General features: G+C 68.5%; 26 protein-coding genes. 15 read left to right on the top strand and 11 right to left on the bottom strand.

Annotation, left to right across the window (positions count from 1 at the left end; all coding sequences use genetic code 11):
- The first annotated feature begins 43 nt into the window (after nt 1-43).
- Nucleotides 44-1,327 carry an EAL and HDOD domain-containing protein gene (locus tag AVME950_RS13120; protein ID WP_284430135.1) on the top strand — a complete coding sequence of 428 codons (1,284 nt, stop codon included), beginning with the start codon at nt 44-46 and terminating at the stop codon, nt 1,325-1,327.
- A 50-nt stretch (nt 1,328-1,377) separates the two neighbouring features.
- Here the strand turns inward: AVME950_RS13120 and AVME950_RS13115 are convergent, their stop codons facing one another.
- A complete protein-coding gene (locus AVME950_RS13115; RefSeq protein ID WP_284430134.1) occupies nt 1,378-2,316 on the bottom strand; it encodes an AraC family transcriptional regulator in 939 nt (312 codons plus the stop codon).
- Nucleotides 2,317-2,438: 122 nt separating this feature from the next.
- On the opposite strand from AVME950_RS13115, the gene AVME950_RS13110 reads away from it, so the two are divergent.
- Nucleotides 2,439-2,891 (top strand): nuclear transport factor 2 family protein, encoded by a 453-nt coding sequence (locus AVME950_RS13110; RefSeq protein ID WP_284430133.1) that lies wholly within the window; start codon nt 2,439-2,441, stop codon nt 2,889-2,891.
- Between the two features lie 57 nt (nt 2,892-2,948).
- Here AVME950_RS13110 and AVME950_RS13105 read toward each other — a convergent pair whose 3' ends face one another.
- The 5 genes from AVME950_RS13105 to pyrB form a co-directional block, all read right to left on the bottom strand.
- Nucleotides 2,949-3,941 (bottom strand): Bug family tripartite tricarboxylate transporter substrate binding protein, encoded by a 993-nt coding sequence (locus AVME950_RS13105; RefSeq protein ID WP_284430132.1) that lies wholly within the window; start codon nt 3,939-3,941, stop codon nt 2,949-2,951.
- A 78-nt stretch (nt 3,942-4,019) separates the two neighbouring features.
- Nucleotides 4,020-4,919 (bottom strand): site-specific tyrosine recombinase XerD, encoded by a 900-nt coding sequence (gene xerD, locus AVME950_RS13100; protein WP_284430131.1) that lies wholly within the window; start codon nt 4,917-4,919, stop codon nt 4,020-4,022.
- Nucleotides 4,920-4,997: 78 nt separating this feature from the next.
- Nucleotides 4,998-5,960, bottom strand: a complete 963-nt coding sequence (locus tag AVME950_RS13095; RefSeq protein ID WP_284430130.1) for a tripartite tricarboxylate transporter substrate binding protein BugE — start codon at nt 5,958-5,960, stop codon at nt 4,998-5,000.
- Between the two features lie 232 nt (nt 5,961-6,192).
- Nucleotides 6,193-6,942 carry a sulfite exporter TauE/SafE family protein gene (locus AVME950_RS13090; protein ID WP_284430129.1) on the bottom strand — a complete coding sequence of 250 codons (750 nt, stop codon included), beginning with the start codon at nt 6,940-6,942 and terminating at the stop codon, nt 6,193-6,195.
- Entirely contained in the window at nt 6,936-7,973 is a 1,038-nt protein-coding gene (pyrB, locus tag AVME950_RS13085; protein WP_284430128.1) for an aspartate carbamoyltransferase, read from the bottom strand. The genes AVME950_RS13090 and pyrB overlap by 7 nt, the downstream gene beginning before the upstream one ends.
- Before the next feature lie 187 nt (nt 7,974-8,160).
- Here pyrB and AVME950_RS13080 point away from each other — a divergent pair, with 187 nt between their 5' ends.
- Complete coding sequence (locus AVME950_RS13080; RefSeq protein ID WP_284430127.1) at nt 8,161-9,081, top strand: LysR family transcriptional regulator; 921 nt, start codon at nt 8,161-8,163, stop codon at nt 9,079-9,081.
- 49 nt (nt 9,082-9,130) lie between these two features.
- Nucleotides 9,131-10,048 carry an AEC family transporter gene (locus tag AVME950_RS13075; protein WP_284430249.1) on the top strand — a complete coding sequence of 306 codons (918 nt, stop codon included), beginning with the start codon at nt 9,131-9,133 and terminating at the stop codon, nt 10,046-10,048.
- A gap of 25 nt (nt 10,049-10,073) precedes the next feature.
- Here the strand turns inward: AVME950_RS13075 and AVME950_RS13070 are convergent, their stop codons facing one another.
- The 3 genes from AVME950_RS13070 to queG form a co-directional block, all read right to left on the bottom strand.
- Nucleotides 10,074-10,817, bottom strand: coding sequence for an LrgB family protein (locus AVME950_RS13070; protein ID WP_284430126.1), 744 nt, complete (start codon nt 10,815-10,817; stop codon nt 10,074-10,076).
- Between the two features lie 10 nt (nt 10,818-10,827).
- On the bottom strand, nt 10,828-11,187 hold the full coding sequence (locus tag AVME950_RS13065) for a CidA/LrgA family protein (RefSeq protein WP_284430125.1): 360 nt from the start codon (nt 11,185-11,187) through the stop codon (nt 10,828-10,830).
- A gap of 97 nt (nt 11,188-11,284) precedes the next feature.
- Nucleotides 11,285-12,370 (bottom strand): tRNA epoxyqueuosine(34) reductase QueG, encoded by a 1,086-nt coding sequence (gene queG / locus AVME950_RS13060; RefSeq protein ID WP_272568028.1) that lies wholly within the window; start codon nt 12,368-12,370, stop codon nt 11,285-11,287.
- Between the two features lie 12 nt (nt 12,371-12,382).
- Between queG and tsaE the strand changes: the two genes are divergently transcribed.
- The 5 genes from tsaE (at nt 12,383) to AVME950_RS13035 (ending at nt 16,328) form a co-directional block, all read left to right on the top strand.
- A complete protein-coding gene (gene tsaE / locus AVME950_RS13055; RefSeq protein ID WP_284430124.1) occupies nt 12,383-12,898 on the top strand; it encodes a tRNA (adenosine(37)-N6)-threonylcarbamoyltransferase complex ATPase subunit type 1 TsaE in 516 nt (171 codons plus the stop codon).
- Complete coding sequence (locus AVME950_RS13050) at nt 12,895-14,343, top strand: N-acetylmuramoyl-L-alanine amidase (protein ID WP_284430123.1); 1,449 nt, start codon at nt 12,895-12,897, stop codon at nt 14,341-14,343. The genes tsaE and AVME950_RS13050 overlap by 4 nt, the downstream gene beginning before the upstream one ends.
- Nucleotides 14,344-14,391: 48 nt before the next feature.
- Nucleotides 14,392-14,724 carry a cupin domain-containing protein gene (locus tag AVME950_RS13045; RefSeq protein WP_284430122.1) on the top strand — a complete coding sequence of 111 codons (333 nt, stop codon included), beginning with the start codon at nt 14,392-14,394 and terminating at the stop codon, nt 14,722-14,724.
- 179 nt (nt 14,725-14,903) lie between these two features.
- On the top strand, nt 14,904-15,131 hold the full coding sequence (locus AVME950_RS13040) for a YMGG-like glycine zipper-containing protein (RefSeq protein ID WP_272551696.1): 228 nt from the start codon (nt 14,904-14,906) through the stop codon (nt 15,129-15,131).
- Between the two features lie 219 nt (nt 15,132-15,350).
- Complete coding sequence (locus AVME950_RS13035) at nt 15,351-16,328, top strand: alpha/beta fold hydrolase (protein WP_284430121.1); 978 nt, start codon at nt 15,351-15,353, stop codon at nt 16,326-16,328.
- Between the two features lie 54 nt (nt 16,329-16,382).
- Here the strand turns inward: AVME950_RS13035 and AVME950_RS13030 are convergent, their stop codons facing one another.
- A complete protein-coding gene (locus tag AVME950_RS13030) occupies nt 16,383-17,027 on the bottom strand; it encodes a DedA family protein (protein ID WP_272568021.1) in 645 nt (214 codons plus the stop codon).
- Between the two features lie 82 nt (nt 17,028-17,109).
- Between AVME950_RS13030 and mutL the strand changes: the two genes are divergently transcribed.
- Entirely contained in the window at nt 17,110-19,104 is a 1,995-nt protein-coding gene (mutL, locus tag AVME950_RS13025; protein WP_284430120.1) for a DNA mismatch repair endonuclease MutL, read from the top strand.
- 34 nt (nt 19,105-19,138) lie between these two features.
- Nucleotides 19,139-19,828, top strand: a complete 690-nt coding sequence (locus tag AVME950_RS13020) for a PA4824 family protein (protein WP_284430119.1) — start codon at nt 19,139-19,141, stop codon at nt 19,826-19,828.
- 48 nt (nt 19,829-19,876) lie between these two features.
- On the opposite strand, the gene AVME950_RS13015 is transcribed toward AVME950_RS13020, so the two are convergent.
- A complete protein-coding gene (locus AVME950_RS13015; RefSeq protein ID WP_284430118.1) occupies nt 19,877-21,043 on the bottom strand; it encodes a glycerophosphodiester phosphodiesterase in 1,167 nt (388 codons plus the stop codon).
- Nucleotides 21,044-21,488: 445 nt separating this feature from the next.
- Here AVME950_RS13015 and AVME950_RS13010 point away from each other — a divergent pair, with 445 nt between their 5' ends.
- The 4 genes from AVME950_RS13010 to AVME950_RS12995 all read left to right on the top strand — a co-directional run bounded on the left by AVME950_RS13010 (nt 21,489) and on the right by AVME950_RS12995 (nt 25,340).
- The gene (locus tag AVME950_RS13010) at nt 21,489-22,322 is read left to right on the top strand and encodes an alpha/beta hydrolase (protein WP_284430117.1); all 834 of its coding nucleotides are present in this window, start codon (nt 21,489-21,491) and stop codon (nt 22,320-22,322) included.
- Between the two features lie 72 nt (nt 22,323-22,394).
- Nucleotides 22,395-23,639 (top strand): multidrug effflux MFS transporter, encoded by a 1,245-nt coding sequence (locus tag AVME950_RS13005; protein WP_284430116.1) that lies wholly within the window; start codon nt 22,395-22,397, stop codon nt 23,637-23,639.
- Nucleotides 23,626-24,618, top strand: a complete 993-nt coding sequence (miaA, locus tag AVME950_RS13000) for a tRNA (adenosine(37)-N6)-dimethylallyltransferase MiaA (protein ID WP_284430115.1) — start codon at nt 23,626-23,628, stop codon at nt 24,616-24,618. Before AVME950_RS13005 ends, miaA begins: the two co-directional genes overlap by 14 nt.
- Nucleotides 24,615-25,340 carry an ABC transporter ATP-binding protein gene (locus AVME950_RS12995; RefSeq protein WP_284430114.1) on the top strand — a complete coding sequence of 242 codons (726 nt, stop codon included), beginning with the start codon at nt 24,615-24,617 and terminating at the stop codon, nt 25,338-25,340. The genes miaA and AVME950_RS12995 overlap by 4 nt, the downstream gene beginning before the upstream one ends.

The following is a 25,340-nucleotide window of genomic DNA, read 5'->3' as shown; positions in this document are numbered from 1 at the left end:
GTAAGGTCACCGAATTCATCCCACTCACTGACGCAGACCCTCCATGTCGAGCAACTCAGACAACGTACCGGCTTTCGAGAACACCGCCCCGCAAGGGGAGGACGAGGACTCGAGCAACCTGGCGATCATTGCGCGCCAGGCGATCGTGGATGAGCAGCGTGCCGTTTTCGGCTACGAGCTGTTCGACCGTTCCACCGCCTCCGATGCCCACACCGCGGCCAGCGATGCCGCCCTGCTCTTCAATGCACTGTCGTATGCGGGCACCGAGGCCCTGGTGGGCAAGAAGACGGTGTTCATCAACTGCACGCACGAAAGCCTGGCCGGCGGCCACCTCGAACTGATCCACCCCGAAAAGGTGGTGCTGGAAGTGCCCCCGTTGCACGACGGCGCCACGGCCGAAGAGATCGAAGGGCGCGTGTCCACGCTCGAAGGCCTGCGCACGCGTGGCTTTCGCCTCGCCTTCAACCAGAACGTGCTACGCCGCACCTATGCCAGCTGGCTGCCGCTGGCGGCCTTCGTCAAGCTGGACATGCAGGCCTTCCGGGCCGAGCTGGCCGAGCCCCTGGTGAAGTTCGCGCGCGCCAACTCCAAGGCGACGCTGGTGGCCGAAAAAGTCGAGACCGCCGAGCAGCACGAGCGCATGTCCGCCCTGGGCGTGAAGCTGTTCCAGGGCTACTGGTTCGCCCAGCCCGCGCTGGTGAAGGCCCAGACCATCCGGCCTTCGCAGGCGACCATCATCCAGCTCATCAACCTGGTGCGAAAGCAGGCCAGCACGGCGGAGATCGAGGAGCTGCTCAAGAAGGACCCCACGCTGTCCTTCAACCTGCTGCGGTTCATCAACTCGTCGGGCTTCGGGCTGTCGTGCGAGGTCACCTCGTTCCGGCACGCCGTCATGATCCTGGGGCTCAAGAAGCTGTTCCGCTGGGCGGCGCTGCTCATGACCACATCGCGCGCCGGGGGCTCTCCACCCGCCGTGGGCCAGACCGCCGTGGTGCGCGGCCGCCTCATGGAACTGCTCGCCGCCGAACTGCTGCCGCCCGAAGAATGCGACAACGCCTTCGTGGTCGGCGTGTTCTCGCTGCTGGACACCATGCTGGGCGTTCCGCTGGAAAAGGCGCTCGACTCCGTCGCGCTGCCCCAGCCCGTGATCGATGCGCTGCTGCACAACACCGGCGTGTTCGCGCCGTTCCTGGAACTCACCAAAGCCTGCGAAAGCGGCGACGAGGTGGCGTTCGCCCGCTCGGCCGACGCGCTGCACCTGTCCAACCGACAGGTGAACTGGGCCCACTTGCAGGCGCTGACCTGGGCGGAAAGCCTGGGCGAGTGAGCGGCAAGGCCCCCGGTCGGTCCAGGCCGGGCCGGGGCTGGTTCCACGTTCTAACCAGCGTGTAACAGTGGGCTTTCACCCCGTTGCCTGCGACGAAACTCCGCAGGAGAACAGCGCACTTCGCGTTTGAAGAATTTGGTGAAGTTGGTCGCCTCGTCAAAGCCCAGCCTGTCGGCAATGGCGCCAATGGGCAAGTCCGTGTGCACCAGCAGCCGCTTGGCTTCGAGATTGATCCGTGCCGCGATCCACCCTTTGGCGGTCATGCCTGTAGCGGCGGCCAAAGACCGGCCCAGACTCTTTTCTGTATATCCGAGGTGACTGGCGTAATCGGCCACCTGATGCCAATTCGCAAAGCGCTCTTCAACCAGCGCCTGAAACCGTTGGAAGCGCTGTGACGCAGCGGAAACCGGCGGCTCATCCAACGGCCGCTGCCTTCCTTTCAGAAGGCTCAATCGTGCCAGCAGGGCGTGAAGTTGATGGCGCAGCAGAGCGTGCACGTGATCGAGGGAAGCCTCGAGGTGCGCGTCCTCGTACATCTGCTGAATCGAGCGACTCACCGTTCTCAACTGATCCTGGTCCAGAAGCAGCTTTTCCGGCAACCCGACCCGATCCGACACGAGCGCGGGGTCGCCCGATGCAGCAGATACGGGCATCGCAAACTCCGAGCGAAACAGGACGATCCAACCCTCCCAGTCTTCATCGCTCCCGAGGTTATGGGCCTGCCCTGGTCGAAGAATCAAAAACGTCCCTTGTTCGCAGGCAAACGGCTGGAAATCCACCCATTGAACGCACTCTCCTTGCGTGATGCACACCAGCATGAAAAAGTCGTAGCGATGGGTCGTTTGCACTTTTTCCTTGCCGCCGCGGCGCCATAGATCACCCGCCGGATAGACCTCCAGATCGAGCCGGTAGGGCGCCGTGGGGTCGTACTTCAGCCGCGGGATACCCGCATTGCTCATCCCTTTTGGAACACTCGCCACCTTCGACATCACTTGCCTCGCCTTTTGCATGAATGTCCCAAAAATACCATTTATTGTCCCAATAACATCGGGCAATTGGCCTTTATTTGTCCAACAATCACCATTCATATTTTATTGAAAGGTGATTTTTCATGACTGGCATCGACATTTCCAAGGCCTATATTCATGCGGTCCAGACGGGCGATCAGACGGCATTGATCCGACTGATTTCTCCCGATGTGATCTGGCACCAGCCAGGCAATCATCAGTTTTCCGGAACGCATCGCGGCATGGCGCAAGTCGGTCCGATGCTGGGCAAGATGATGGAAATCTCCAAAGGCACCTTCACGATCACCCACGCCAGTCACTACATGGCCAATGGCGACTGGGTTGCCGTGACGCTGGAGTTCGCTGGCGAGGCCAACGGCGTCAAGTTGAAGCAGCCGGGGGTCGATCTGATCCGCATCGAGCACAGCCAGATCGCCGAAGTTCGTCTCTTCTCCAGCGATCCAGCTCAAGAAGACTTGTTCTGGGGACGCGGCGCGGAGAATGAACCAGAAAGCGCCGTTCGCGCTCCTTCTACCGGCCCGCGCGCAGCTGCGTAGCGGAGTGAGTGTCGCGCATGCTCAGCCAAACGACCCCGCCACCTCCTGACAGCCGCATCAGTTCATCTGAATGCCCGCCGCGCGGATGATGCGGGCGTTGTTCTGCGACTCCTCAGCAATCTGCCGCACAAAGTCAGCCGCCTTGCCCCCTTGGGGCACGTTGTCGGTGGCTTCGAGCCGGGCGCGCAGGTCCGGCAGGGCCAGGGCGCGATTGATCTCGGCATTCAAACGCTCCAGGATTGGCGCCGGCGTGCGCGCCGGCGCGAACACGCCAAACAGCGAACTCACGTTGGCGGCCGGAATGCCCAATTCGGCCAGGGTGGGCACGTCGGGCAAAGTGTCGAGCCGGGCGGGCGCACCCACGGCCAGCGCGCGCAGCTTGCCGGCCTGGATGTGCTGCATCACCGCGGGCCCGGCATTGGTGGACAGCACTTCGAACTGCCCGCTGAGCGCATCGTTGAGCTGCTGGCCGCCGCCCTTGTAAGGCACATGCGTGATCTGCGCCTGGGTGGACTGCATGATCTGCTCCAGCATGATGTGCCCGAGTGACGCCAGCCCCGAGGTGGCCCATCGCACCGCCCCTGGCTGCGCCTTCGCGGTGGCGAGCAACTGGCGGAAATCCTTGGCCTGGCTGGCGGGCGTGCCCAGCAGCAGCACGGGAGAGACCATCACGCTGGCCACCGGCGCGATGTCCTTGGCCGGATCGAACGGCGATTTGCCCAGGTGCGGGTTCAGGACCAGCGGGCTGATGGACGAAAAGCCCAGCGTGTAGCCGTCCGGCGCCGCCTTGGCCACGGCATCCATGCCGATGGAGCCGCCCGCCCCGGCCTTGTTGTCCACCACCACTGAAGTGCCCAACTGGGCCGACAGCTTGTCGCCCAGGGCCCGGGCGACCACGTCGCTCACCCCGCCGGCGGGATAGGCCACCACGATGCGGATGGGGCGGGACGGCCAGGCGGCTGCCTGCTGGGCGTGGGCAGCGAACGGCAGCGTGGACAGCCAGGAACAGCTGGCGGCCAGCATCCATTGCCGGCGGGAAAGATCGGTCATGCAAAGACTCCGGGTGCACAAAAGGAAACCGCGATTGTCCGCGCCCTGCGCAGCTCCCACCCGCTTCCCGGCACCCAACTATCCGCGGGGATGGTGCTGCGCGTGCAGCGCCTTGAGCCGTTCGCGCGCCACGTGGGTGTAGATGGTGGTAGTGGAGATATCCGCATGCCCCAGCAGCAGCTGCACCACGCGCAGGTCCGCCCCGTGGTTGAGCAGGTGCGTGGCGAAGGCATGGCGCAGCGTGTGCGGCGACAGCGGCACGGTGATTCCCGCCGCATGCGCCTGCTTTTTCACGATGACCCAGAACATCGCCCGGGTCATGCCCGCGCCGCGCTGCGTCACGAAAAGATCGTCGGTCTGCTGCCCGCCCAGGATGGCCGCGCGCGCCTCGCCCAGGTAGCGCTCCAGCCATGCCGCCGCTTCGTCGCCGAAGGGCACCAGCCGCTCCTTGCCGCCCTTGCCCATCACCCGCAGCACGCCTTCACGCAGGCCCACCTGGAAGGTCTTGAGCGTGACCAGCTCGGTCACGCGCAACCCGCTGGCGTACATCAGCTCCAGCATGGCGCGATCCCGCAGCCCCAACGGGTGGCCGGTGTCCGGGGCGCGCAGCAGGGCCTCCACATGGGCTTGCGAGAGCGTCTTCGGCACGCGCAGCGGCTGGCGCGCAGCCTGCAGCCGGACCGTGGGATCGGCCGCGATGCGCCGCTCGCGCAGCGCCCAGTGGAAATAGCGGCGCAGCACGGTCAGGCGCCGATTGGCCGAGGTGGCCCGGGTCTGCCCATGGCGGGCCGCGAAATAACCCTGCAGGTGGTGTTCCTGCGTGCTGTCGATGGCCAGCGCGGACGGTTGCTCCGCCAGCCACTGGGCATACAGCGTCATGTCGCGCCGGTAGGCCGCCAGGGTGTTGCGCGAGAGACCGTCCTCCAGCCAGAGCGCGTCGATGAAGGTGTCGATGGAGGTCTGGCTTTCGGGCAGCATCGCAAAACCATAGCACGATAAAAAAGGCCCGCAGGCGGTGCCGGCGGGCCTGGTCTGAGCAAGCGAAGACGCGCTGGCTCAGTCGAGCGACAGCTTCTGCTTTTGCACCACGGTCTTGTAGACCTCGAACTCGGCCTTGATCTGCTCGGCGAACTGCTCGGGCGTGTTGCCGACGATGATCGAGCCGGTGTCCTCGATGCGCTTGCGCACGGCCGGATCTTCCAGCGCCTTGCGCACGCCGGCGTTGATCTTGTCCACCACGTCCTTGGGCAGGTTCTTGGGGCCCAGGATGCCGTAGTACGCCATGCGGTTCACCGGTTCCAGGCCCACTTCCTTGAAGGTGGGCACATTGGGCAGCGCGGCCACGCGCTGGGGCGCGGCGACCACGATGGGCACCAGGCGGCCATCCTTGATGAAGGCCAGCGCCGAAGGCAGGTTGTCGAAGATCATCGGCACCTGGCCGGCCACCGTGTCGTTCAAGGCCGGGCCCGCACCGCGGTAGGGAATGTGCGTGACGAAGGTGTCGGTCAGGCTCTTGTACAGCTCCATCTGCAGATGGCCGATGCCGCCCGTGCCGGACGACGAGTACGAATACTTGCCCGGCACCTTCTTGATCTCGGCGGCGAAGCTCTTGTAGTCCTTGGCGGGAAAGCTGGGGTTCACCGCAATGATGTTGGGCGTTGCGGCGATGTTGATGATCGGCGTGAAGTCCGTCAGCGGGTTGTAGGGCGTCTTGGGGTTGATCGCCGGGTTGGCCGCCGTGGTGGACACGGTGGCGATGCCCAGGGCATAGCCGTCGGGCGTCGCCTTGGCCGTCTCGGCCGCGCCGACCACACCACCGCCGCCCGCGCGGTTGTCCACGATCACGGGCTGGCCCAGCGCGCGCGACAGCGGATCGGAGATCACGCGGGCGATGATGTCAGTCGTCCCCCCAGGAGCAAAGGGCACCACCAGCCGGATCGGTTTGGTGGGATAGCTCTGGGCCATGGCACTGCCCGTGGCCACGAGGACGGCCAGACCCAGCCAGTTTCGGCGCTGCATAGAAGTCTCCTTGTACTGCTTGAACACGATGAAAACGATGGTGTGCATCCTAATCGCTGACGCACGCCGATCGTGGTCCGCATGGCAGTCCACAGTGAGGGATTTCCCGCACGCGCAAGGGCGGTTCCCGTTGGCAGGAGAAGGGTTCAGTGCCGTCGTTGAGGGGGTGGCGTTGCTCCTTGCAAGTCAGAAGCACGGGCCGGACGGGCCCCATGCGGAGGACGGTACGGCATCACGCCATCGCGTCCCAGATCAGCTTGACGCCGACCAGCATCGTGCCTGCCAGAAACACGGTTTTCATGCGCTCGGGCGACAGCACCCGGGCCACCCAGGCGCCCATCACACCGCCCAGGGCGCAGCCGATGAAGAGTGGAATGCCCCACTGGAAATCGACCGCGCCGTGGGTGATGAAAGTCGTCACGGACGAGCCCACCACGAGCAGGTTGAGGCGCGTCATGACCGAAGCGCTGTCGGAAAACGAAAGGCCGAAAAAATGCATCAGCGCAAAGATGAGAAAAGTGCCGAAGCCCGCGCCGAAAAATCCCGAATACACGCACAGCGCGAACACCGTGGCGATGCCGGCCAGGGGCAGCCGCGCGGCTGGCGCCGAGGTGGCTGCGCGTGCGGAAAAATCCGTCCGGTAGGTGATCCACAACACCACGGCCATCATGGTGGCGACGATGATTCGCAGCACCCGGTCATCGACCCCGGTGACGATCAGCGAGCCCATCACGGACCCCGCTGCCGCCAGGGGCCAGAGCACCCAGGGAATGCGCACCGGGGCCGCCACGCCACGGCGGTGGGCCAGCGTGCCGGTGAAGAACGAGCCCACGAGCGCGAACTTCACGGTGGCGATGGCCGCGGCGGCGGAATGCCCCATCAGCAGCAGCAACGGCACGCCGATGGTGACGCCCCCTCCGACCGTCACGGCCACGCCACCCACAACGAGCCCCATCAGGGCCATTGCGCAGAGCATCACCATGCGAGGGACAACTCGTCGTTGCTGAGCACGTCGATCGCGCGGCGCGACAGCGCATCCGCCGCCAGTCCCCTGGCGCCACCACCACCGTTGCCGCCGCTTCCTCCCCCCAGCGGCTGCGTCATGTAGCGCCGCAGCACGGCCATGCGCAGCGGCACGCCGTACGCGGCCTGCAGGAAATACTTGTTTTGCGGGGTCGGGTCCACGTCGGTGTCCAGCTCGTCCGTGCGAGGCAGGCAATGCATGACCGCCAGCCACGGTGGCGCCTTGGCCAGCAGCGCGCGGTGCACGCGGCATTTTTCCAGCTGGCGCTGGTACAGCGCGGCGTCGCTGAACATCTCGCGCTGCACGCGCACGACGTACAGCAGATCGACATGGCCCAGCATGGCCTGCACCGAATCGTGCAGATGGATGGGGCGGCGCGCCGCAGCGGCGAGGTCGGCCGGCAAAGGGCTGCCGTCGTCGGCTTCGCTGGCGGCATCGACGGCATGCAGCTCGACGTCGCGGAACTGCCCGAGGCCGACCAGCAGCGACTTCACCGCACGCGAGTAGCGCAGGCCGCCCACCAGCCCCACGCGCAGGCCATCGAGGGTGTCGAAATGCTCGCGGGCGGTGTACAGGTCGATCAGCGTCTGGGTGGGGTGCCGGGCGAGCCCTTCGCCGGCATTGATCAGCGGCACGTCGAGGGTGCCCTTGATCTGCTCCATCACGCCATGGTCGGCGTGCCGCGCGACCAGCGCGTCGGAGTAGTAGCCGGCCATGCGGGTGGTGTCGAGCAGGCTCTCGCCCAGGGGTTGGCGGGTGCTGTGCATGTCGCAAACGCTCAGCACGCGCGCGCCGAGGCGGTAGGCCGCGGATTCGAAACTCAGCCGCGTTCGCGTACTGGGCTGGCAAAACAGGGTGAAAACGATTTTTCCGGCCAGCGCATTTCCAAATTCCCCGGGAAACCGCCGAATGTCGTCGACATCGGAAAACAGCGTCTCGATTTCGCTGCGCGAAAGGTCTTCGATGGATATCAGGTTTTTTGAGGCCATGCGCCATCAATCATTGCAGCCGACAAATACAAGGCGCTATCGGTGCGCCAATGCGCACCGATAGCAGCTTGCTCCTCCCCTCCCGGCTTTTATTCAAGTCTCTGGAGTTTTTGCACGGGATGAATATTGACGGCATTCAATCCATAAGTGAAGATTTGCCGTCTTATACAAAACATAAGCTAAGCCTATGGAACGTACCTTGGATCTCGATCAATTACGGACCTTCGCGCTGGTGCTGGAATTGGGGAGTTTTTCTGCTGCGGCGCAACGGCTGGGAGTGACCCAGCCCGCGGTGAGCCTGCAGGTGAGAAATCTGGAGCGCCGGCTGTCGGTGCGCCTCATCGAGCGCGTGGGCCGCCGCGTGGGCCCGACCTCAGCCGGCGCGGATCTGCTGGCCCATGTGCCGCATGTGACGGCTGCAGTGGCCAATGCCGTGAGCGCCGCCACCTTTCATTCGGCCGGGGTGACGGGGCGCGTGCGGCTGGGCACGGGCCTGACCTCGTGCCTGTACCTGCTGCCGCCCATCCTGCAGGACCTGCGCAAGCGCTTTCCATCGCTGAGCATCCTCGTGAGCACGGGCAACACGGAGGACTACGTGCGCCGCATCGAGGACAACTCGATCGATGCCGCCATCGTGACGCTGCCCATTGTCTCGCGTGCGGTCGCCGTGGTCCCCATCCTGGAGGACGAGCTCATGGCCATCTCCCGCCGAGGCACCTGCCACTGGCCGCGGGCGGTCACCGCGCAGATGATGAACCAGCACCCGCTGGTGAAGTTCGAGACGGGCAGCAGCACGCGCGGGATCGTGGACGACTGGCTGAGCGCCGGCGGCACCCTGCCCACGCCCGCCCCCGTCATGGAGTTCGACAGCGTGGAGGCCATCAAGGCGATGGTGGCGGCCGGCCTGGGCTGCGGCATCCTGCCGCGCATGGCGCTGTCGGGCCACAGCCGCCGCCATGAAGACCTCGAACTGCGGCCGCTGGACCCGCCCCTGTACCGCACCCAGGCCCTCATCACCCGCCACGACAAGCCCATGAACCGGGGGCTGCAAAAGGTGATCGAGGCCATCGTCGAGGGCGGCAGGGCCGCGGCGCGGCCTGGTCCCTGAGGCGTCACCCGGGCCCGGCTTCGGGGGCCACCGGGGCGGGCCGCGCGGTATCCTGCGGGCCGTGAATTACGCGCAGCTCCTCCTTCCCGACTTTGCCCTCATCCTGTGCGGTTACCTGGTCTGCCGCTACACGGCCCTCAACCGCACTGTGTGGCAGCCGGTGGAAAGCCTGGTGTACTACCTGCTCTTTCCCATCCTGCTGTTCCAGTCCATCGTCAAAAGCCCGATCCAGATCGGCGAGGCCTCGGGGCTGATCGGTGCCGGCGTGGCAACGGGCCTGGTCGGCATCGCGCTGGCCTACAGCCTGCCGCGGCTGCCCGGCCTGCGTGGCCGCATCGACCCACGCGACCACGCGGCCAGCGCCCAGGTGGCTTTCCGCTTCAATTCCTTCATGGGCCTGGCGCTGGCGGAACGGCTGGCGGGCCCGCAGGGCCTGCTGCTCATCGCCGTGCTGATCGGCGTGTGCGTGCCGCTGTTCAACGTGGCCGCGGTGTGGCCCATGGCGCGCGCGGGCCAGCACGGTTTTTTCAAGGAGCTGCTGCGCAATCCATTGATCGTGGCCACCGGATCGGGGCTGGCCGCCAACCTGCTGGGCTTTCACATTCCCGTGTGGATGGAGCCCACGGTGAGCCGCATCAGCGCGGCGTCGCTCGCGCTCGGGCTCATGGCGGCCGGCGCGGGCATGCAGTTCGGCCTGCTCACGCGCGGCAAGCTGCTGTCGGCATCGGTGCTGGCGATCCGCCACCTGGTGCAGCCGGTGATCGCGTTCGGCATGGCGCGGCTGCTGCGGCTGGACGGGGTGCAGACCACGGTGCTGATGGCCTTCTCCGCCCTGCCCACCGCGTCCACCTGCTACGTGCTGGCGGCCCGCATGGGCTACAACGGGCCCTACGTGGCCGGGCTGGTGACGCTGTCCACCGTGCTGGGGGTGGTCAGCCTGCCCTTCGCGCTCGCCGTGCTGCGCTGACAAACCCATGCGGCCCACGGGCCGCTCACCACACGCCGGCCCAGTGCAGGAGCGCCGCCATCGCTGGCATGAGCAGCGCCGTGGCGATGCCGTTGAGCGCCATGGCCAGCGCGGCGAACGAGCCGGCGGTGGCGTGGGTCTGCAACTCGCGCGCCGTGCCGATGGCATGCGCCGTCAGTCCCACGGCGAAGCCGCGCACCACCGGGTCGCCATCGAGTCGCAGCGCGCGCAGCAGCGGGCCGGCCATCACCGCGCCGGCAATCCCGGTGACCGCCACGGCCACCGCCGCCAGCGATGCGATGCCGCCCAGCCGCTCGGCCACGGCGGTCGCGATGGGAATGGTGGCCGACTTGGGCGCAAGCGACATCAGCGTCTGCATCGACCCGCCCAGCGCCCACGCCACGAGCACGGCCGACCCGATGGCCGCCACCGATCCGGCGAGCAGCGCGATCGCCACCGGCCGCCAGATCTGCCGGATCCGGCCCAGTTGCCCGTACAGCGGCACTGCCAGCGCCACCGTGGCCGGGCCGATGAAGAAATGGATCAGCTGCACGCCCTCGAAGTACACCGGGTACGGCACGCCGAGCGCCAGCAGCACGCACACGATGCCCACCACGGCCGTGAGCACGGGCAGCAGGAACGGGTTGTGGCCGCTGCGACGGTACAGCCACAGCGCTGCGAGGTAGGCCAGCAGCGTGAGCGTGAGCCAGGTCAGCGGGGAGCGCTCCAGCGCCCCCAGCGCGGCCAGGCCGGTGGTGGGATCCGTCATGCGGGCGCCTTCATGCCGGCGGACCCGCGCGCCGACCCCGCGACAGCAGCCAATGCAGGGTGAGGGCCGTCACGGCCATCGTCACCGCCGCACCGACGATGCAGGCGATGAGGAAGGGCTTCCACTCGTCCGCCACCCGGCCGAAGTGCACCATCACGCCGGTGACGGTGGGGATGAACAGCAGCATCATGTGCTGCAGCAGGGTGGACGCGGTGGTGGCCAGCGACTCGGGAACGCGCCGCCGCCAGGCGAGCCAGGCCAGCAGCCAGAGCATGCCGACCAGGGCGCCCGGCAACGGCCAGCCCGTCAGGCGCACCGTGGCCTCTCCGAGCAACTGGAAGGCGATGAGAAGGCACAGGGCTTGGATCATGGGCAGGCCGGTATTGTCGGCCAGCCGCAGCCCGCCCGCACCCGGGCGTTTTGCCGCAGGCGAATGCTATTTATTTAATAGCACAATGCCCTAGTACTTATTGCGCTGGAGGCCGTTTTTGCTCCAAGCCCCAGGCCACGTGCTCCCGCACCAGAGCGCTGGCGTCGGCGGCGCGGGACCGCAGCGCGGCCTCGATGCCGGCGTCCCCCGTGGCATGCAGCGCATTGCCCAGCGCCACGGCCACGTTGCGCAGCCACCGTTCGTGGCCGATGCGGCGGATGGGGCCGCCTTCCGTCATGCGCAGGAAGGTGGGCTCGTCCCAGGCGAACAGGTGCGCGAGCTGCTGCCCGCCCAGGCCGGGCCGCGCGTCGAAATCGGGCAGCCCGCTGACCTGCGCGAACTTGTTCCAGGGGCAGATGAGCTGGCAATCGTCGCAGCCGTAGATGCGGTTGCCCATCGGGCGGCGCAGTTCGACGGGAATCGGCCCCGCATGTTCGATGGTGAGGTAAGAGATGCAACGCCGGGCGTCCACTCGGTGCGGCGCGACGATGGCCTGCGTGGGGCACACGTCGATGCACGCCTGGCAACTGCCGCAATGCGCGGTCACGGGCGCGCTGGGCTCGAGCGGCATGTCCACATAGATCTCGCCCAGAAAGAACATGGAGCCCGCCTCGCGGTTGAGCACCAGCGTGTGCTTGCCGCGCCAGCCCTGCCCGCTGCGGCTGGCCAGCTCCGCCTCCAGCACGGGCGCCGAATCGGTGAACACCCGGTGCCCGACCGGCCCCACGGCCTCGCCGATGCGGTCGGCCAGCTTCTGCAGCCGCTGGCGCAGCACCTTGTGATAGTCGCGCCCCCGGGCGTACACCGACACGATGCCTTCGGAGGGGCGCTCCAGCCGCGCGAACTCCACGGCCTGCCAGCCAGGGCCGGCGCCCGGCGCGCCGTGCGCGGGCCCGGCTGGCGTGTCGCGCGGCAGGTAGTCCATGCGCGCGGTGATCACGCTCACGGTGCCGGGCACCAGTTCGGCGGGCCGGGCGCGGCGCAGGCCGTGGGTTTGCATGTAATGCATGTCGCCATGGAACCCTTGCGCCAGCCACTGCATCAACCCCGGTTCTGCGGACGACAAATCCACACCGGCCACGCCGATTTGGGAGAATCCCAATTCGCGGGCCCAGCCTTGCATTTGAGGAACGAGTTGACTGCTGCTGAACATCACCCCCGGATTGTAGAAAGCCCCCCCGCGGACACGCCCGTCGCACTGCGCTGGGAAAGCGAGGAAGACACCGCCGCCTTCGCCGCCCGGCTGGCCGCCCAAGCCCCGATCGCCAACGCCTTCATCACCTTGCACGGCGACCTGGGCGCCGGCAAGACCACGCTGGTGCGCCACCTGCTGCGTGCGCTCGGCGTGCAGGGCCGCATCAAGAGCCCGACCTATGCCGTGGTGGAGCCGCACGAGGCACCGGGGCTGGCCATCTGGCACTTCGACTTCTACCGCTTCAACGACCCGCGCGAGTGGGAGGACGCGGGCTTTCGCGACATCTTCGCGGGGCCGGGACTCAAGATCGCGGAATGGCCCGAAAAGGCCGCCGCGCTCATCCCCGTTGAAGACCTTGCTATACACATTGAAGCAGGGGATGATGGCGAGCGGCACGTCACCCTGCAGGCCCGCACCGCATCGGGCCGCACCCTTGCACAAGGATCGAAGGCATGAGCGAAGCGCCACCTCCCCATCCACCCACGCGGCGGTCGCTGCTCCAGGCCGGCACGCTGGTGCTGCTGCTGGGCACGCAGCAGATCGCGCGCGGTGCCAGCATTCTGGCCGTGCGCGTCTGGCCCGCGCAGGACTACTCCCGCGTCACCATCGAATCCGACCGCCAGCTGGTGGCCAAGCAATTTTTCGTGACCACGCCGCCCCGCCTGGCGGTGGACATCGAAGGCATCGACCTGAACCCCGAGCTGCGCGAACTGGTCGCCAAGGTGAAGGCGGACGACCCCAACATCGCCGGCATCCGCGTGGGCCAGAACGCGCCCAACGTGGTGCGGCTGGTGCTGGACCTCAAGCGGCCCGCCCTGCCCCAGGTGTTCACGCTGCCGCCGATCGCGGCCTACCAGCACCGGCTGGTGTTCGACCTGTACCCGGCCGAGCCCGAAGACCCGCTGGAGGCCCTCATCGCCGAGCGCCTGCGCGAAGTGCCGCCGACCGCGCCCCTGCCCAACGTCGCCGCCGCCAAACCCGGCACGGCGGGCGATCCGCTGGGTGAGCTGATCGCCCAGCAGATCCAGCGCCCCGGCGCGCCGCCGCCGCCGGTGGGCCTGCCCGCCCCGGCCGCGCCCGCCGCGCCGCCACCGGCCGTGGCAGCGGCCGCTGCCGCCCCCACCCCGCCGCACGCGCCCTCGCCGCCACCGGCCGCGCCCGCTATCGCGAAGGCGACCGACCGGCTCATCATCGTGGCGCTGGACCCCGGCCATGGCGGTGAAGACCCCGGCGCCACCGGCCCCGGCGGCACGCGCGAAAAGGACATCGTGCTCAAGGTGGCGCACCTGCTGCGCGACCGCATCAACGCCACCACGGTCGGCGGCAACCCGATGCGGGCCTTCCTGACCCGCGACGCCGACTATTTCGTGCCGCTGGGCGTGCGGGTGGACAAGGCCCGGCGCGTGCAGGCCGACCTGTTCGTGAGCATCCACGCCGACGCCTTCACCACGCCCGCGGCGCGCGGCGCCAGCGTGTTCGCGCTGAGCCAGGGCGGTGCCTCCAGCTCGGCCGCGCGCTGGCTGGCCAACAAGGAAAACCAGTCCGACCTCATCGGCGGCCTGAACGTCCGCGTGCAGGACCGGCACGTGCAAAGCGCCCTGCTGGACATGAGCACCACGGCGCAGATCAACGACAGCCTGAAGCTCGGCAGCGTGCTGCTGGGCGAGATCGGCAGCATGGCCAAACTGCACAAGCCGCGCGTGGAGCAGGCCGGCTTTGCCGTGCTCAAGGCGCCGGACATTCCGAGCGTGCTCGTGGAAACCGCCTTCATCAGCAACCCCGAGGAAGAGGCCAAGCTGCGCACCGCCGCCTACCAGCAGCAATTGGCCGACGCGCTGATGCGAGGGATCACGCGATACTTCGCCAAAAACCCGCCGCTGGCACGCAGCCGGTCCGTCTGACGGCTCGGCGGGCCTGCGAGCGTGACCTGAAACCACGAGGAGAACCCCATGGCCCTGCACCACGCACGTTCCGGAGAAGTCGTCAGCCTGAGCCCGCTGGGCGACCGGCTGGCGGGCGCCGCCACCACCGCCATCATCAAGGCCGCCCAGCTGGAAGTGATCCGCGTCGTGCTGCCGGCCGGCAAGGATTTGCGCCAGCACGACACGCCCGGCGAGATCACCGTGCAGTGCCTGGAGGGCGAGGCGGAGTTCCACACCGCCGGCGGGGCGCGCCTGCTGCGCCCGGGCGACTTCGTGCACCTGCAGCCCCGCGCCGCGCATTCGCTGCGCGCGGTGAGCGATGCCTCGCTTCTCGTGACCATCTGCCTGGCCCCGGGCTGATCGGCAGCGCCGCGGTCAGGTGGGGCACCTCCTACAGCAGGCGGCCTCGCCTGCCTACACCGCAGGCGCGGTGCCGGGGCGATAGTGCAGGCATGGGTTGGGACAGGCAAATGCAGCGGTTTGAACGGATCGCTGCCCTGTCCGGATCCCATGCCCTCACAGATACCAGGAGCCAAGTCATGAACTACCGCCATCTCGTTTCCGCCGCCGCTGTCGCAGCCGCACTCGGCCTCGTCGGCTGCTCTTCCAACCCCACCAATGCACAGATCGGTACCGGCGTAGGCGCCGTGGCCGGCGGCGTGTTGGGCAGTGCCGTCGGTGGCACCACCGCGACCGTGATCGGTGCCGGTGCAGGCGCGCTGGTCGGCCACGAACTCGGTGAAGACCGCGATCAACGCCGCCGCTGATCTCACGGGGATGGTTTAACTCCCATCCTTCCGATCACAAAACGCCTGCAGGGCCCCAGTGCCCTGCGGGCGTTTTTGCGTGGATGCCAATCGGCGCCTCCCACCAGCACCGGTGCAAAACGATAAGGCGTTCTTCCACTAAACGATACGTTTTAGTACATTTAAAGCGCGTGGGTGCGGCTAACATTCTTGGCCTGTTCCACTCTGCAGAATCACTCCATGCGCCCGTCGCCCCTGGCCCTAGCCAATGACCCTCTTTCACCCGAGCCTGCCCTGAACCGCCGCCGTGCCGCGCTGCAACTGATGGCCATACCCGCCGCCATCGCGTCGGGCAGTGCCCTGGCGAACGGCACAGCGGATGTGGCGAGCGCTGCAGCCAAGAAGCGATTCACCACATCGCAAGGCTGCCACCTGCACTACCAGGATCGTGGCCAGGGCCCGGTCGTGCTGCTCGGGCACAGCTACCTGTGGGATTCTTCGATGTGGGCGCCCCAGATCCAGGCGTTGTCGCGCCACTTCCGGGTCATTGCCCCCGACCTGTGGGGCCACGGCGCGTCGGGGCCGCTGCCCGCCGACACGCAGGACCTGAAAGGCCTGGCGGCGCAGATGCTGGAACTGCTCGACGCCCTGCATGTCCGCGAATGTGCCGTGGTCGGCCTCTCGGTCGGCGGCATGTGGGGAGCGGAGCTGGCGCTGAAGGCGCCGGAGCGGGTTCGCAGCCTCGTGATGATGGACACCTACCTCGGGGCCGAGCCCGAGGCCACGCGCCTGCGCTACTTCGGCCTGCTCGATGCGATCGAGGCCGGCGGGCAGATCACCCAGCCGCTGGTGGATGCCATCGTGCCGATCTTCTTTCGGCCCGGCACCGATCCCTCGAGCCCCCGCCCTGCCGCGTTCGGCCGCAGCCTGGCGGCGATGGCGCCCGATCGATTGCGCCAATCGGTGGTGCCGCTGGGCCGCATCATCTTCGGCCGCGCCGATGCGATGGACCGGCTGGCGGCGCTCCGCCCCCAGGCCACGCTGCTCATGTGCGGCGACGAGGACATTCCCCGCCCGCCGCACGAGATGCACGCCATGGCCGAGGTGATCGGCTGCGATGCCGTGGTCATCCCCGAGGCCGGGCACATTTCGAACCTGGACAACCCGGAGTTCGTCACCCGCCAGCTGCTGCAGTGGCTGGACCGCACGATGCGCTGACAGCGCATTCGCTCGGGCAACCGGAGGACGGGGCGCGGTACCCCCGGCTCCCGCTCAGGCCGTTTTCTGGCGGCCGGCGCGCCAGCCGCCGTAGAGCGCGATCAGGCCCGGAACCAGGATCAGCGCCCAGATGATCTTGTCCAGATTGGCCTGCACCCACGGGAAGTTGCCGAAGAAGTAGCCCGCCGTGCAGATGCCCAGCACCCACAGCAGCGCACCGCCCACGTTGAACGCCGTGAACTTCGCCCGGCCCATTTCGGCCACGCCGGCCACGAAGGGCGCGAAGGTGCGGATGAATGGCATGAAGCGCGCCAGCACGATGGTGACGCCGCCGTAGCGTTCATAGAAGTCGTGCGCCTGCTGGAACGCGCGCCGGTTGAACCAGCGCGAATCGGGCCACTGGAACACCTTGGGCCCGAAATAGCGCCCAATGGTGTAGTTGCACTGGTCTCCGAGGATGGCGGCCGCGATCAGCACGGCGCAGGCCAGCGGAAAGTTCATGAGCCCCGCACCGCACAGCGCACCGACGATGAACAGCAGCGAATCGCCGGGCAGGAACGGCATCACCACCACACCCGTCTCGACGAAGACGATGAGGAACAGCAACGCGTACACCCACGGGCCGTAGGCGCTGACGAAGGCCGCCAGGTGCTTGTCCACGTGCAGGATGAAGTCGATCAGGAACTGGATGATTTCCAAGGGCGGACCTTCTGAGGAAAGTGGGATGGCGGGATTGCCAATGCGGCGCGTACTCTAACCGCACTGCCTAGAATGCCGGGCAATGACCACAGAGCCCACCCTGCGCCGACCGATCCGTGACCTGCCCGACGAACTCATCAGCCAGATCGCGGCCGGCGAGGTGGTCGAACGGCCCGCCTCGGCCGTGCGCGAACTGGTGGACAACGCGCTCGACTCCGGAGCCACCCAGATCGCCGTGCGCCTGCTGGCCGGCGGCGTGCGGCTGATTTCGGTGGAAGACGACGGCAGCGGCATCCCCCAGGAAGAACTGCCGATCGCCCTGCGGCGCCACGCCACCAGTAAGATCACCAATCTGCACGACCTCGAGTCCGTGGCCACCATGGGCTTTCGTGGCGAGGCCCTCGCCGCCATCGCTTCGGTGTCGGAAATGGCCCTGCTGTCGCGCACCGCGGAGCAGGCCAGCGCTTTCCTGCTGGATGCGCGCAGCGGCGAGCTGCGGCCCGCCGCACGCAGCCAGGGCACGACGGTGGAAGTGAAGGAACTGTTCTTCGCCACGCCAGCGCGGCGCAAATTCCTCAAGACCGACGCGACCGAACTGGCCCACTGCATCGAGGCCGTGCGCCGCCACGCGCTCGCCCGTCCCGATGTGGGCTTCGCCATCTGGCACGAAGGCAAGCTGGTCGAGCAGTGGCGCGCCACCCTGGCCGCTGGCGACGCGTCCGATGGCGCGCTGCAGCAGGCGCTCGACCGGCGGCTGGCCGACGTGCTGGGAGACGACTTCCTCGCGGAATCGGTCGCCGTGCGCCACCGCCACGGCGCCATCACGGTGACCGGCCGCGCCGGCCTGCCGGATGCGGCCCGCTCGCGCGCCGACCAGCAGTTCTGCTACGTGAACGGCCGCTTCGTGCGAGACAAGGTGCTCACGCACGCCGCGCGTGCCGCCTACGAGGACGTGCTGCACGGGCAGAAGCAGCCCGTGTATGCGCTGTACGTGGCCATCGACCCGCTGCGGGTGGATGTGAACGTGCACCCCACCAAGATCGAGGTGCGCTTCCGAGACAGCCGCGAGGTTCACCAGGCCGTGCGCCATGCGGTGGAGAACGCCCTGGCCGTGCCCCGTGCCCAGGCACTCGCCGCGAGCGGCGCCACCGAGACGGCGCCAGGGGCGGCCGCCCCGGCGCCCGCTCCCGGGATGGCGCCCGGCTGGAAGGCGCAGGCGGCGATCCGGTTCGACGAGCCCGTGGTCGGCCACCGGGTGACCGACCTGCAGGCGCTGTGGGGATCGCCGAAGGGGCCCGGCGTCGGCGCACAAGACGGCGCCTTCCCGGCCAGCGTGCAGGAGCCGCGCGCCGAATGGGGCCATCCCGGCGCAGCCGGCGCCGCGGCGGCCGGCACCGTTGCCTGGACTCCGCCCCCCTCCCTGCAAACCATCCCCCCTTCAGCGGCCGACGTGACGCCTGCGCCGCCCGCGCCGGACGACAACGCGCCGGCCTGGCCCCTGGGCCGGGCCGTGGCGCAGATCCAGGGCGTCTACATCCTGGCGGAAAACGCCCACGGCCTGGTGATCGTGGACATGCACGCCGCGCACGAACGCATCGTGTACGAGCGGCTCAAGGCGCAGGTGGACGGCACCGAACGCATCGCCAGCCAGCCGCTGCTGATCCCCGCGACCTTCGCCGCCACGCCGCAGGAAGTGGCCACGGCCGAAGCCCAGGCCGACACGCTGTCGATGCTGGGACTGGAGATCGCCCCCTTCTCCCCGAAAACGCTGGCCGTGCGCGCCGTGCCCACCTCGCTGGCCCAGGGCAATGCGGTGGAACTGGCACGCAGCGTGCTCGCGGAGTTGTCAGCACACGACGCCAGCACCGTGGTGCAGCGCGCCCGCAATGAAATTCTGGGTACGATGGCCTGCCACGGCGCGGTGCGCGCCAACCGCCGGCTCACCCTCGATGAAATGAACGCCCTGCTGCGCCAGATGGAAGTCACCGACCGATCCGACCAGTGCAATCACGGCCGCCCCACCTGGCGGCAACTGTCCATGCGCGAGCTGGACGCCCTCTTCCTGCGCGGACGCTGATCCCTGGGCGCTGCAGGCCATACGGATCCCACCCATGCCACTGCGCCGCCACCACCCCCATCACCTTCGCTCCGCCTGCCAGGGCTATGGCGTGGCGGCCCTGGCGGCCATCGCCGCCGTCACGCTACCGGCCCACGCGGGGCGGCCCCTCACGGTGGACGACGCCGGCGTGAATGCCCCCGGCGAAGGGCACGTGGAAGTGTGGTGGGAGGGCGTGCACCGCGACCGCGGCGCCTTCTACGTGGCGCCGGCCTATGCCCCGGTGGCGCTGCCGGGTCTGGAACTGGGCGCCCTGCTGGCGCGCGATCTGGACGGCCGCGCCACGGTGCAAAGCGTGGTGGCCAAATGGCAGTGGACGCCGCCGCCCGAGCAAGGCTGCCATGCGGCCAGCAGCGTGGGCCTGTGGCACACCCACCGGGAGCCGCGCAGCACGCGGGCCCTCAACCTGCTGGGCACCTGCATCGCCAGTTGGGGGGCCGTGCACGCCAATGCCGGCACGCTGCACACGCCCGACCACCGCTGGCTGCCCACCTGGGGTGCCGCGGTCGAATCCACCTGGGGCGCGGTCACGGCGCACATCGAGGCGTTCGGACAGCGTGGCAGCCCGCCCACCTTCCAGACCGGCGCGCTGTGGGAATGGACACCGGGCTGGCAACTGGACGGGGTCGTCGGGCGCCGGCAGGGCCGGACCCTGCTGAGCATCGGCGTCAAGCACAGCTTCTGACGCGCCCCGAAACGGTGGCCTGCCGCCGGCAGGCCGTCGACCGAGGGATCAGTCGTCCCGCGCCGCCTTGGCATGGTCGGGGAAGTCGGCGAACACGCCGTCCACGCCCAGGCGGTAGAACATGCGGTATTCGGCCTTCGGGTCGCCCTTGAAGTCGGAAGCCAGGCGGCGCGCCTCGCTGCGGAAGGTGTACGGGTGCACGAAGAGGCCGGCCGCGTGCGCGTCGGACACGACAGAGGTCGCGGGCATCATCACGCGGTCGCGCTCGTCGATCTTGCCGTCGCCGTTCAGGTCGTCGGGCTGGCCGTCCTTGTTGTCATCCACCAGCTTCGAGGGGATGAGGTACGGCTTCCAGGGGCCGATGCCGTCCGCATACGTCCTGACCTCCTTCAAGCCCGCAGGGGTCAGCAGGCTGGCAAACGTGCGCTGGTCGCCGGCCACGGCGAAGTCATAGGGCTTGTCGTAGGGCGCGGTCAGGTCCATGCTGCCGTCGGCCTTGATGTCGTTGGCATCCACCAGTTGCACCAGGCGCACCTGGGTCTTGGTGCGCAGGTACTTGAGGTTGGACACTTCGAACGACTGCAGGATGACGGGCGACGCCGCGGTGGTGTAGCCGTACTGCGAGAGCGTGGTGAGCAGCCGGTCCTCGAGCTTGAGGTTCAGGTTGGCGTGGTAGGTGGGGTGCTTGGTTTCGATGTACACGCCCACGGTGCGGCCCACGCGCGTGCCTTCGGACCGGGCGAGGTCCAGCACTTCGACCAGCGTCGGGATCTGGTACTTGCCGTTGAACGACTGGTCGCGCTCGGCCAGGGGCTGGATGGCGCGCAGGGTCTTGATCTCCGCCAGGGTGAAGTCGGAGGCGAACCAGCCTTCTTCCTGAACGCCATCGACCATCTTCTTGGTCTTGCGGCTGGCGAATTCCGGGCGCTGCGACACGTCGGTGGTGCCGGTGATGTTGGGTTCGTGCCGTGCGATCAGCACGCCGTCCTTGGTGGCCACGAGGTCCGGTTCGATGAAGTCCGCGCCCAGTTCGATGCCCTTCTTGTAGCCTTCCAGCGTGTGGTCCGGCAGGTAGCCCGCGGCACCGCGGTGGCCGATCACCAGGGGCTTGGCGCCGTTCAGCGTGGGGAAATCATCGTCGTTGCCGCCACAGGCGGCCAGGGCGGCAGCGGCGGCCAGGGCCAGCGCGGCCCCTTTGAAACCAGACAGGTGCATTGCTCTACCTCGTTGATCGTTGAAGTGCGCCACTGTGGAGGCGCCACATGACAGGACGGTGACTCGGGGAACTTTGTCGCGGCAGCGGTATCTCGGCGCCGAACGCACCGTTGTTGTGCGTTGTTGCCCTCCTTTGCCCCCGGAGTGCGCATCCTACGGGCCACCCAGTCCGGCCGTCACGGCCTATCGATGCTGCGCTGCAGCGTCAATGGGCGCTTTTCCGGGCTCCGGCCCTGGGCAGCGGTGCCGAAATCAGGCCATCTCTCCAGCACAATCCGGATGTAACAAAGCGCATCGACGGGCGCGTTTCTTGCAAAAGGCGGAAAAGCCGGGGATTTCCCGATTTGCTATTGAAAAGTGAGCAACCAAGGCAATCAAGACGCCGGCATACCCGCTGAAACACTGCCATAGAACTTTCCCGACACCGCGGCACTCAGTCCTACCCATGAAACGCTGGCCCCTCCTTTCATCCATCGCCCTCGCCATGGCCGTCACGGCAGGTTGCGCTACCCTCGACGCCAAGCAGCGCGAGTGGATCTTCCAGCCCAGCGACCGTGCCTGGGGCGGTGCCCAGTCCACCGACGACATGGAAGATGTCTGGATCGCATTCGACTCGAAAGCCACCGGCAAGCCCGAGAAGCTGCACGGCCTGTGGCTGCCGGCCGCCAAAGCCGATGCGCCCGTGCTGCTGTACCTGCACGGCGCGCGCTGGAACGTGTCGGGATCGGCAGGCCGCATGCGGCGCATGCAGAGCATGGGGTTCTCGGTGCTGGCGGTCGACTACCGCGGCTTCGGGCGCAGCAGCGCGGCCTTGCCGTCGGAGACCACGGCCCTGGAGGACGCCCGCGCCGCGTGGGACTGGCTCGCGCAGCGCGCGCCCGACCAGCCGCGCTACATCTTCGGCCACTCGCTCGGCGGCGCCATCGCCATCGACCTGGCGGCGATGGTGAACGACGAGAAGGGCACCATCGTGGAAGGCACCTTCACCAACATCCCCGAGGTCGTGGCCACGTTCAAATGGGGTTGGCTGCCGGTATCGGGCCTCATCACGCAGCGCTTCGAGTCGGCGCGCAAGGTCGCGCACATCGGCTCGCCGCTGCTGGTAGTGCACGGCAGCGACGACAGCCTGATCCCGCCCACGCTCGGCCGCAAGCTGTACGACGCCGCCCAGGAGCCCAAGCGCTTCGTGCTGGTGGAAGGCGGCACGCACCACAGCACGAACACGGTGGGCGAGCCGCAGTACCGCGCCGCGCTGGCGGACCTCTTCCAGGTGTACTGATCCGGCCGGCATGCGCGGCGACGGCCATCTGCGCTCCCGGTCGGGTGGCGCCCATCTGGTAGGCTCGCCCGCATGTCCGTCCCCCCTTTCGCTGCGGCGGGCCAGGAGCCGCCGGCCGTGGCCGTCGCGCCGGGTCTGGCCATCACCGTGCTCGCGCTGCTGCTGAGCCTGCAGCCCGTCACCACCGATCTCTACCTGCCTGCGCTGCCCTCGCTCACGCGCAGCCTGGACGCACCCGTGGCGTCCGCCCAGCTCACGCTCAGCGCGCTGCTGCTGGCCTTCGGATGCTCGCAACTCGCCTGGGGGCCGCTGTCGGACCGCTTCGGCCGCCGGCCGGTGCTGCTGGCGGGTCTTTCCATCTACACCCTGGCATCCATCCTGAGCGTGCTTGCCCCGTCGATGCAATGGCTGATCGGCTGGCGCGTGGCGCAGGGCGCGGCCATGGGCGCGGTGGTGATGTGCGCCCGCGCCATCGTGCGCGACCTCTACACGCCGGCGCTGGGCGCGCGGGCGATGTCGCGGGCCCTCACCGGGCTGGGCATCGCGGCCAGCCTGTGCGCACCGGTGGGCGGGCTGCTGACGGAGTGGCTGGGCTGGCGCGGGGCGCTCTCGGCCCTCACCGCCTACGGCGCGGCCACGCTGGCCGTGGTCGCCCTGGGCCTGCCCGAGACGCTGGCGCGGCGCAACCCGCACGCCCTGCGGCCGGCCACGCTGGCACGCACCTGGGCCACGGTGCTGCGGCACCGCACGTTCTGGGCCTATTCGCTGCTGACCACGGCCAGCTACGGCGGGCTGTTCACGTTCCTGGCGGCATCGTCGTTCGTCTTCATCGAGGCCCTGGGACTGTCGCGACCGCAATACGGCGCCGTGCTGCTGTCGACTGCGCTGGCTTACCTGGTGGGCACCGTGCTCTGCCGGCAGTTGCTCGCGCGCCTGGGCGTGCGGCGCACCGTGGCGGTGGCCGGCGGCGTCAGCCTGCTCGGCGGCACGCTGATGGCCGCGGTGGCCTTCGCCGGCTGGCACACGCCGCTGGCACTGCTGCTGCCGATGTGCGTGTTCATGGTGGCGCATGGCATCCACCAGCCCTGCGGGCAAAGCGGTGCGGTGGGCCCGTTTCCGCAGGCGGCCGGCGTGGCCTCGGCCCTGAACGGCTTCATGATGATGCTGGTGGCCTTCGCCGTGGGCCGATGGGTCGGCGCGCGGCTGGACGGCACCGTGTGGCCGCTGGTGCACGGCGTGTGGGCCTGCTCGGCCGCGCTGGCGCTGACCGCCTGGACGCTGGTGCAACGACACGGAGAGCCCCATGCGCCTGCCTGAGACGCTGCCCTGCATCGCGCTGGCCGGCCCCACCGCCTCGGGCAAGACGGCGGGCGCACTGGCGCTGGCCGCATCGCTGGCGCCGCATTGCCCGGTGGAGATCGTGAGCGTCGATTCGGCGCTGGTGTACCGCGGCATGGACATCGGCACGGCCAAGCCGACGCCCGCCGAACTGGCCGCGGTGCCGCACCACCTGATCGACATCCGCGACCCGTTGCACGCGTACAGCGCGGCCGAGTTCGTGGCCGACGCGACCCGCCTCATCGCGCAGATCCGCGCCCGCGGCGCGCTGCCGCTGCTGGTGGGCGGCACCATGCTGTACTTCAAGGCCCTGCTGGACGGCATCGACGACATGCCGCCCGCCGACCCCGCCGTGCGTGCCGAACTGGAGGCCCAGGCCGCCGCCATCGGCTGGCCCGGCATGCACGCCGAACTGGCCCGCGTGGACCCGATCACCGCCGCGCGCCTGGCACCGGCGGACAGCCAGCGCATCCAGCGCGCGCTGGAGGTGTGGCGCATCGCAGGGCAGCCGCTGTCGAGCTTTCATACGATTAAAAAAGGAGCAGAAGACGGCGCCAATACGGCGGTGGATGCCCTTTTCTCTCTGGAGCCCGAAGACCGCGCCTGGCTGCACGGGCGCATCGCCCAACGCTTCGACGCCATGCTGGACGCGGGCTTCGTCGATGAAGTGCGCCGGCTTCGGGCGCGCGGCGACCTGCACCCCGACCTGCCCTCCATGCGCTGCGTGGGCTACCGCCAGGCCTGGGAGGTGCTGGATGCCGAGGCGGCCACCGGCACGCTCGATGTGGCAGGCCTGCGCGAACGCGGCATGGCCGCCACCCGCCAGCTTGCCAAGCGCCAGGTGACCTGGCTGCGCAGCATGCCGGCACGCCACGCCATCCCCTGCGATGCCCCCGGCGCCACCGAACGGCTGGTGCAGGCCGTGCACCGGCGGCTGGCCGACGAGGCCGCGGCATGAGCACCGCACCGTCCAGTACCGCCGGCTCCGCGAACGCCGTGCTGCGCGTCGAACAACTGGGCAAGCGCTACGGCGAGGCCGACGTGTTCGCGCAGGTGGACCTGGCCGTGCACCCGGGCGAGTTCGTGGCCATCGTGGGCGAATCGGGCGTGGGCAAGTCCACGCTGCTCAACTGCCTGGCGGGCCTCGATACCTGGGACGCGGGCCGCATCGTGCACGGCGGCACCGACCTGTCCACGCTGGACGACACGCAGCGCGCACTTTGGCGGCGCGCGCACGTGGGCTTCGTGTTCCAGGCCTTCCACGTGCTGCCGCACCTGGACGTGGCGCAGAACGTGGCGCTGCCGCTCATGCTGCTGGGCCGCACCGATCCGGCACGGGTGGCGCACATGCTGGCCGCCGTGGGCCTGGAGGGCCTGGGCGATCGCCTGCCCCAGCAACTGAGCGGCGGGCAACTGCAGCGCGTGGCCATCGCCCGCGCGCTGGTGCACCGCCCGGCCCTGCTGCTGGCCGACGAGCCCACGGGCAACCTCGACCCCGCCACGGCCGCCCGCGTGATGGACCTGCTGCTGGCCCAGACGCGCGAACACGGCGCCGCGCTGGTCCTGGTCACCCATTCGGACGCCGCCGCAGCCCGGGCGGACCGGCGGCTGCGCCTCACGGCCAGTGGCATGGCACCTTCCGCCGGCCAATCCGGTCCGGTTGTGCCGCCCGCGACCTGA

The sequence above is a fragment of the Acidovorax sp. SUPP950 genome (assembly GCF_030158935.1).
Classification (GTDB): Bacteria; Pseudomonadota; Gammaproteobacteria; order Burkholderiales; family Burkholderiaceae_C; genus Paracidovorax.
This window is presented reverse-complemented; position numbering and strand designations above follow the sequence as displayed.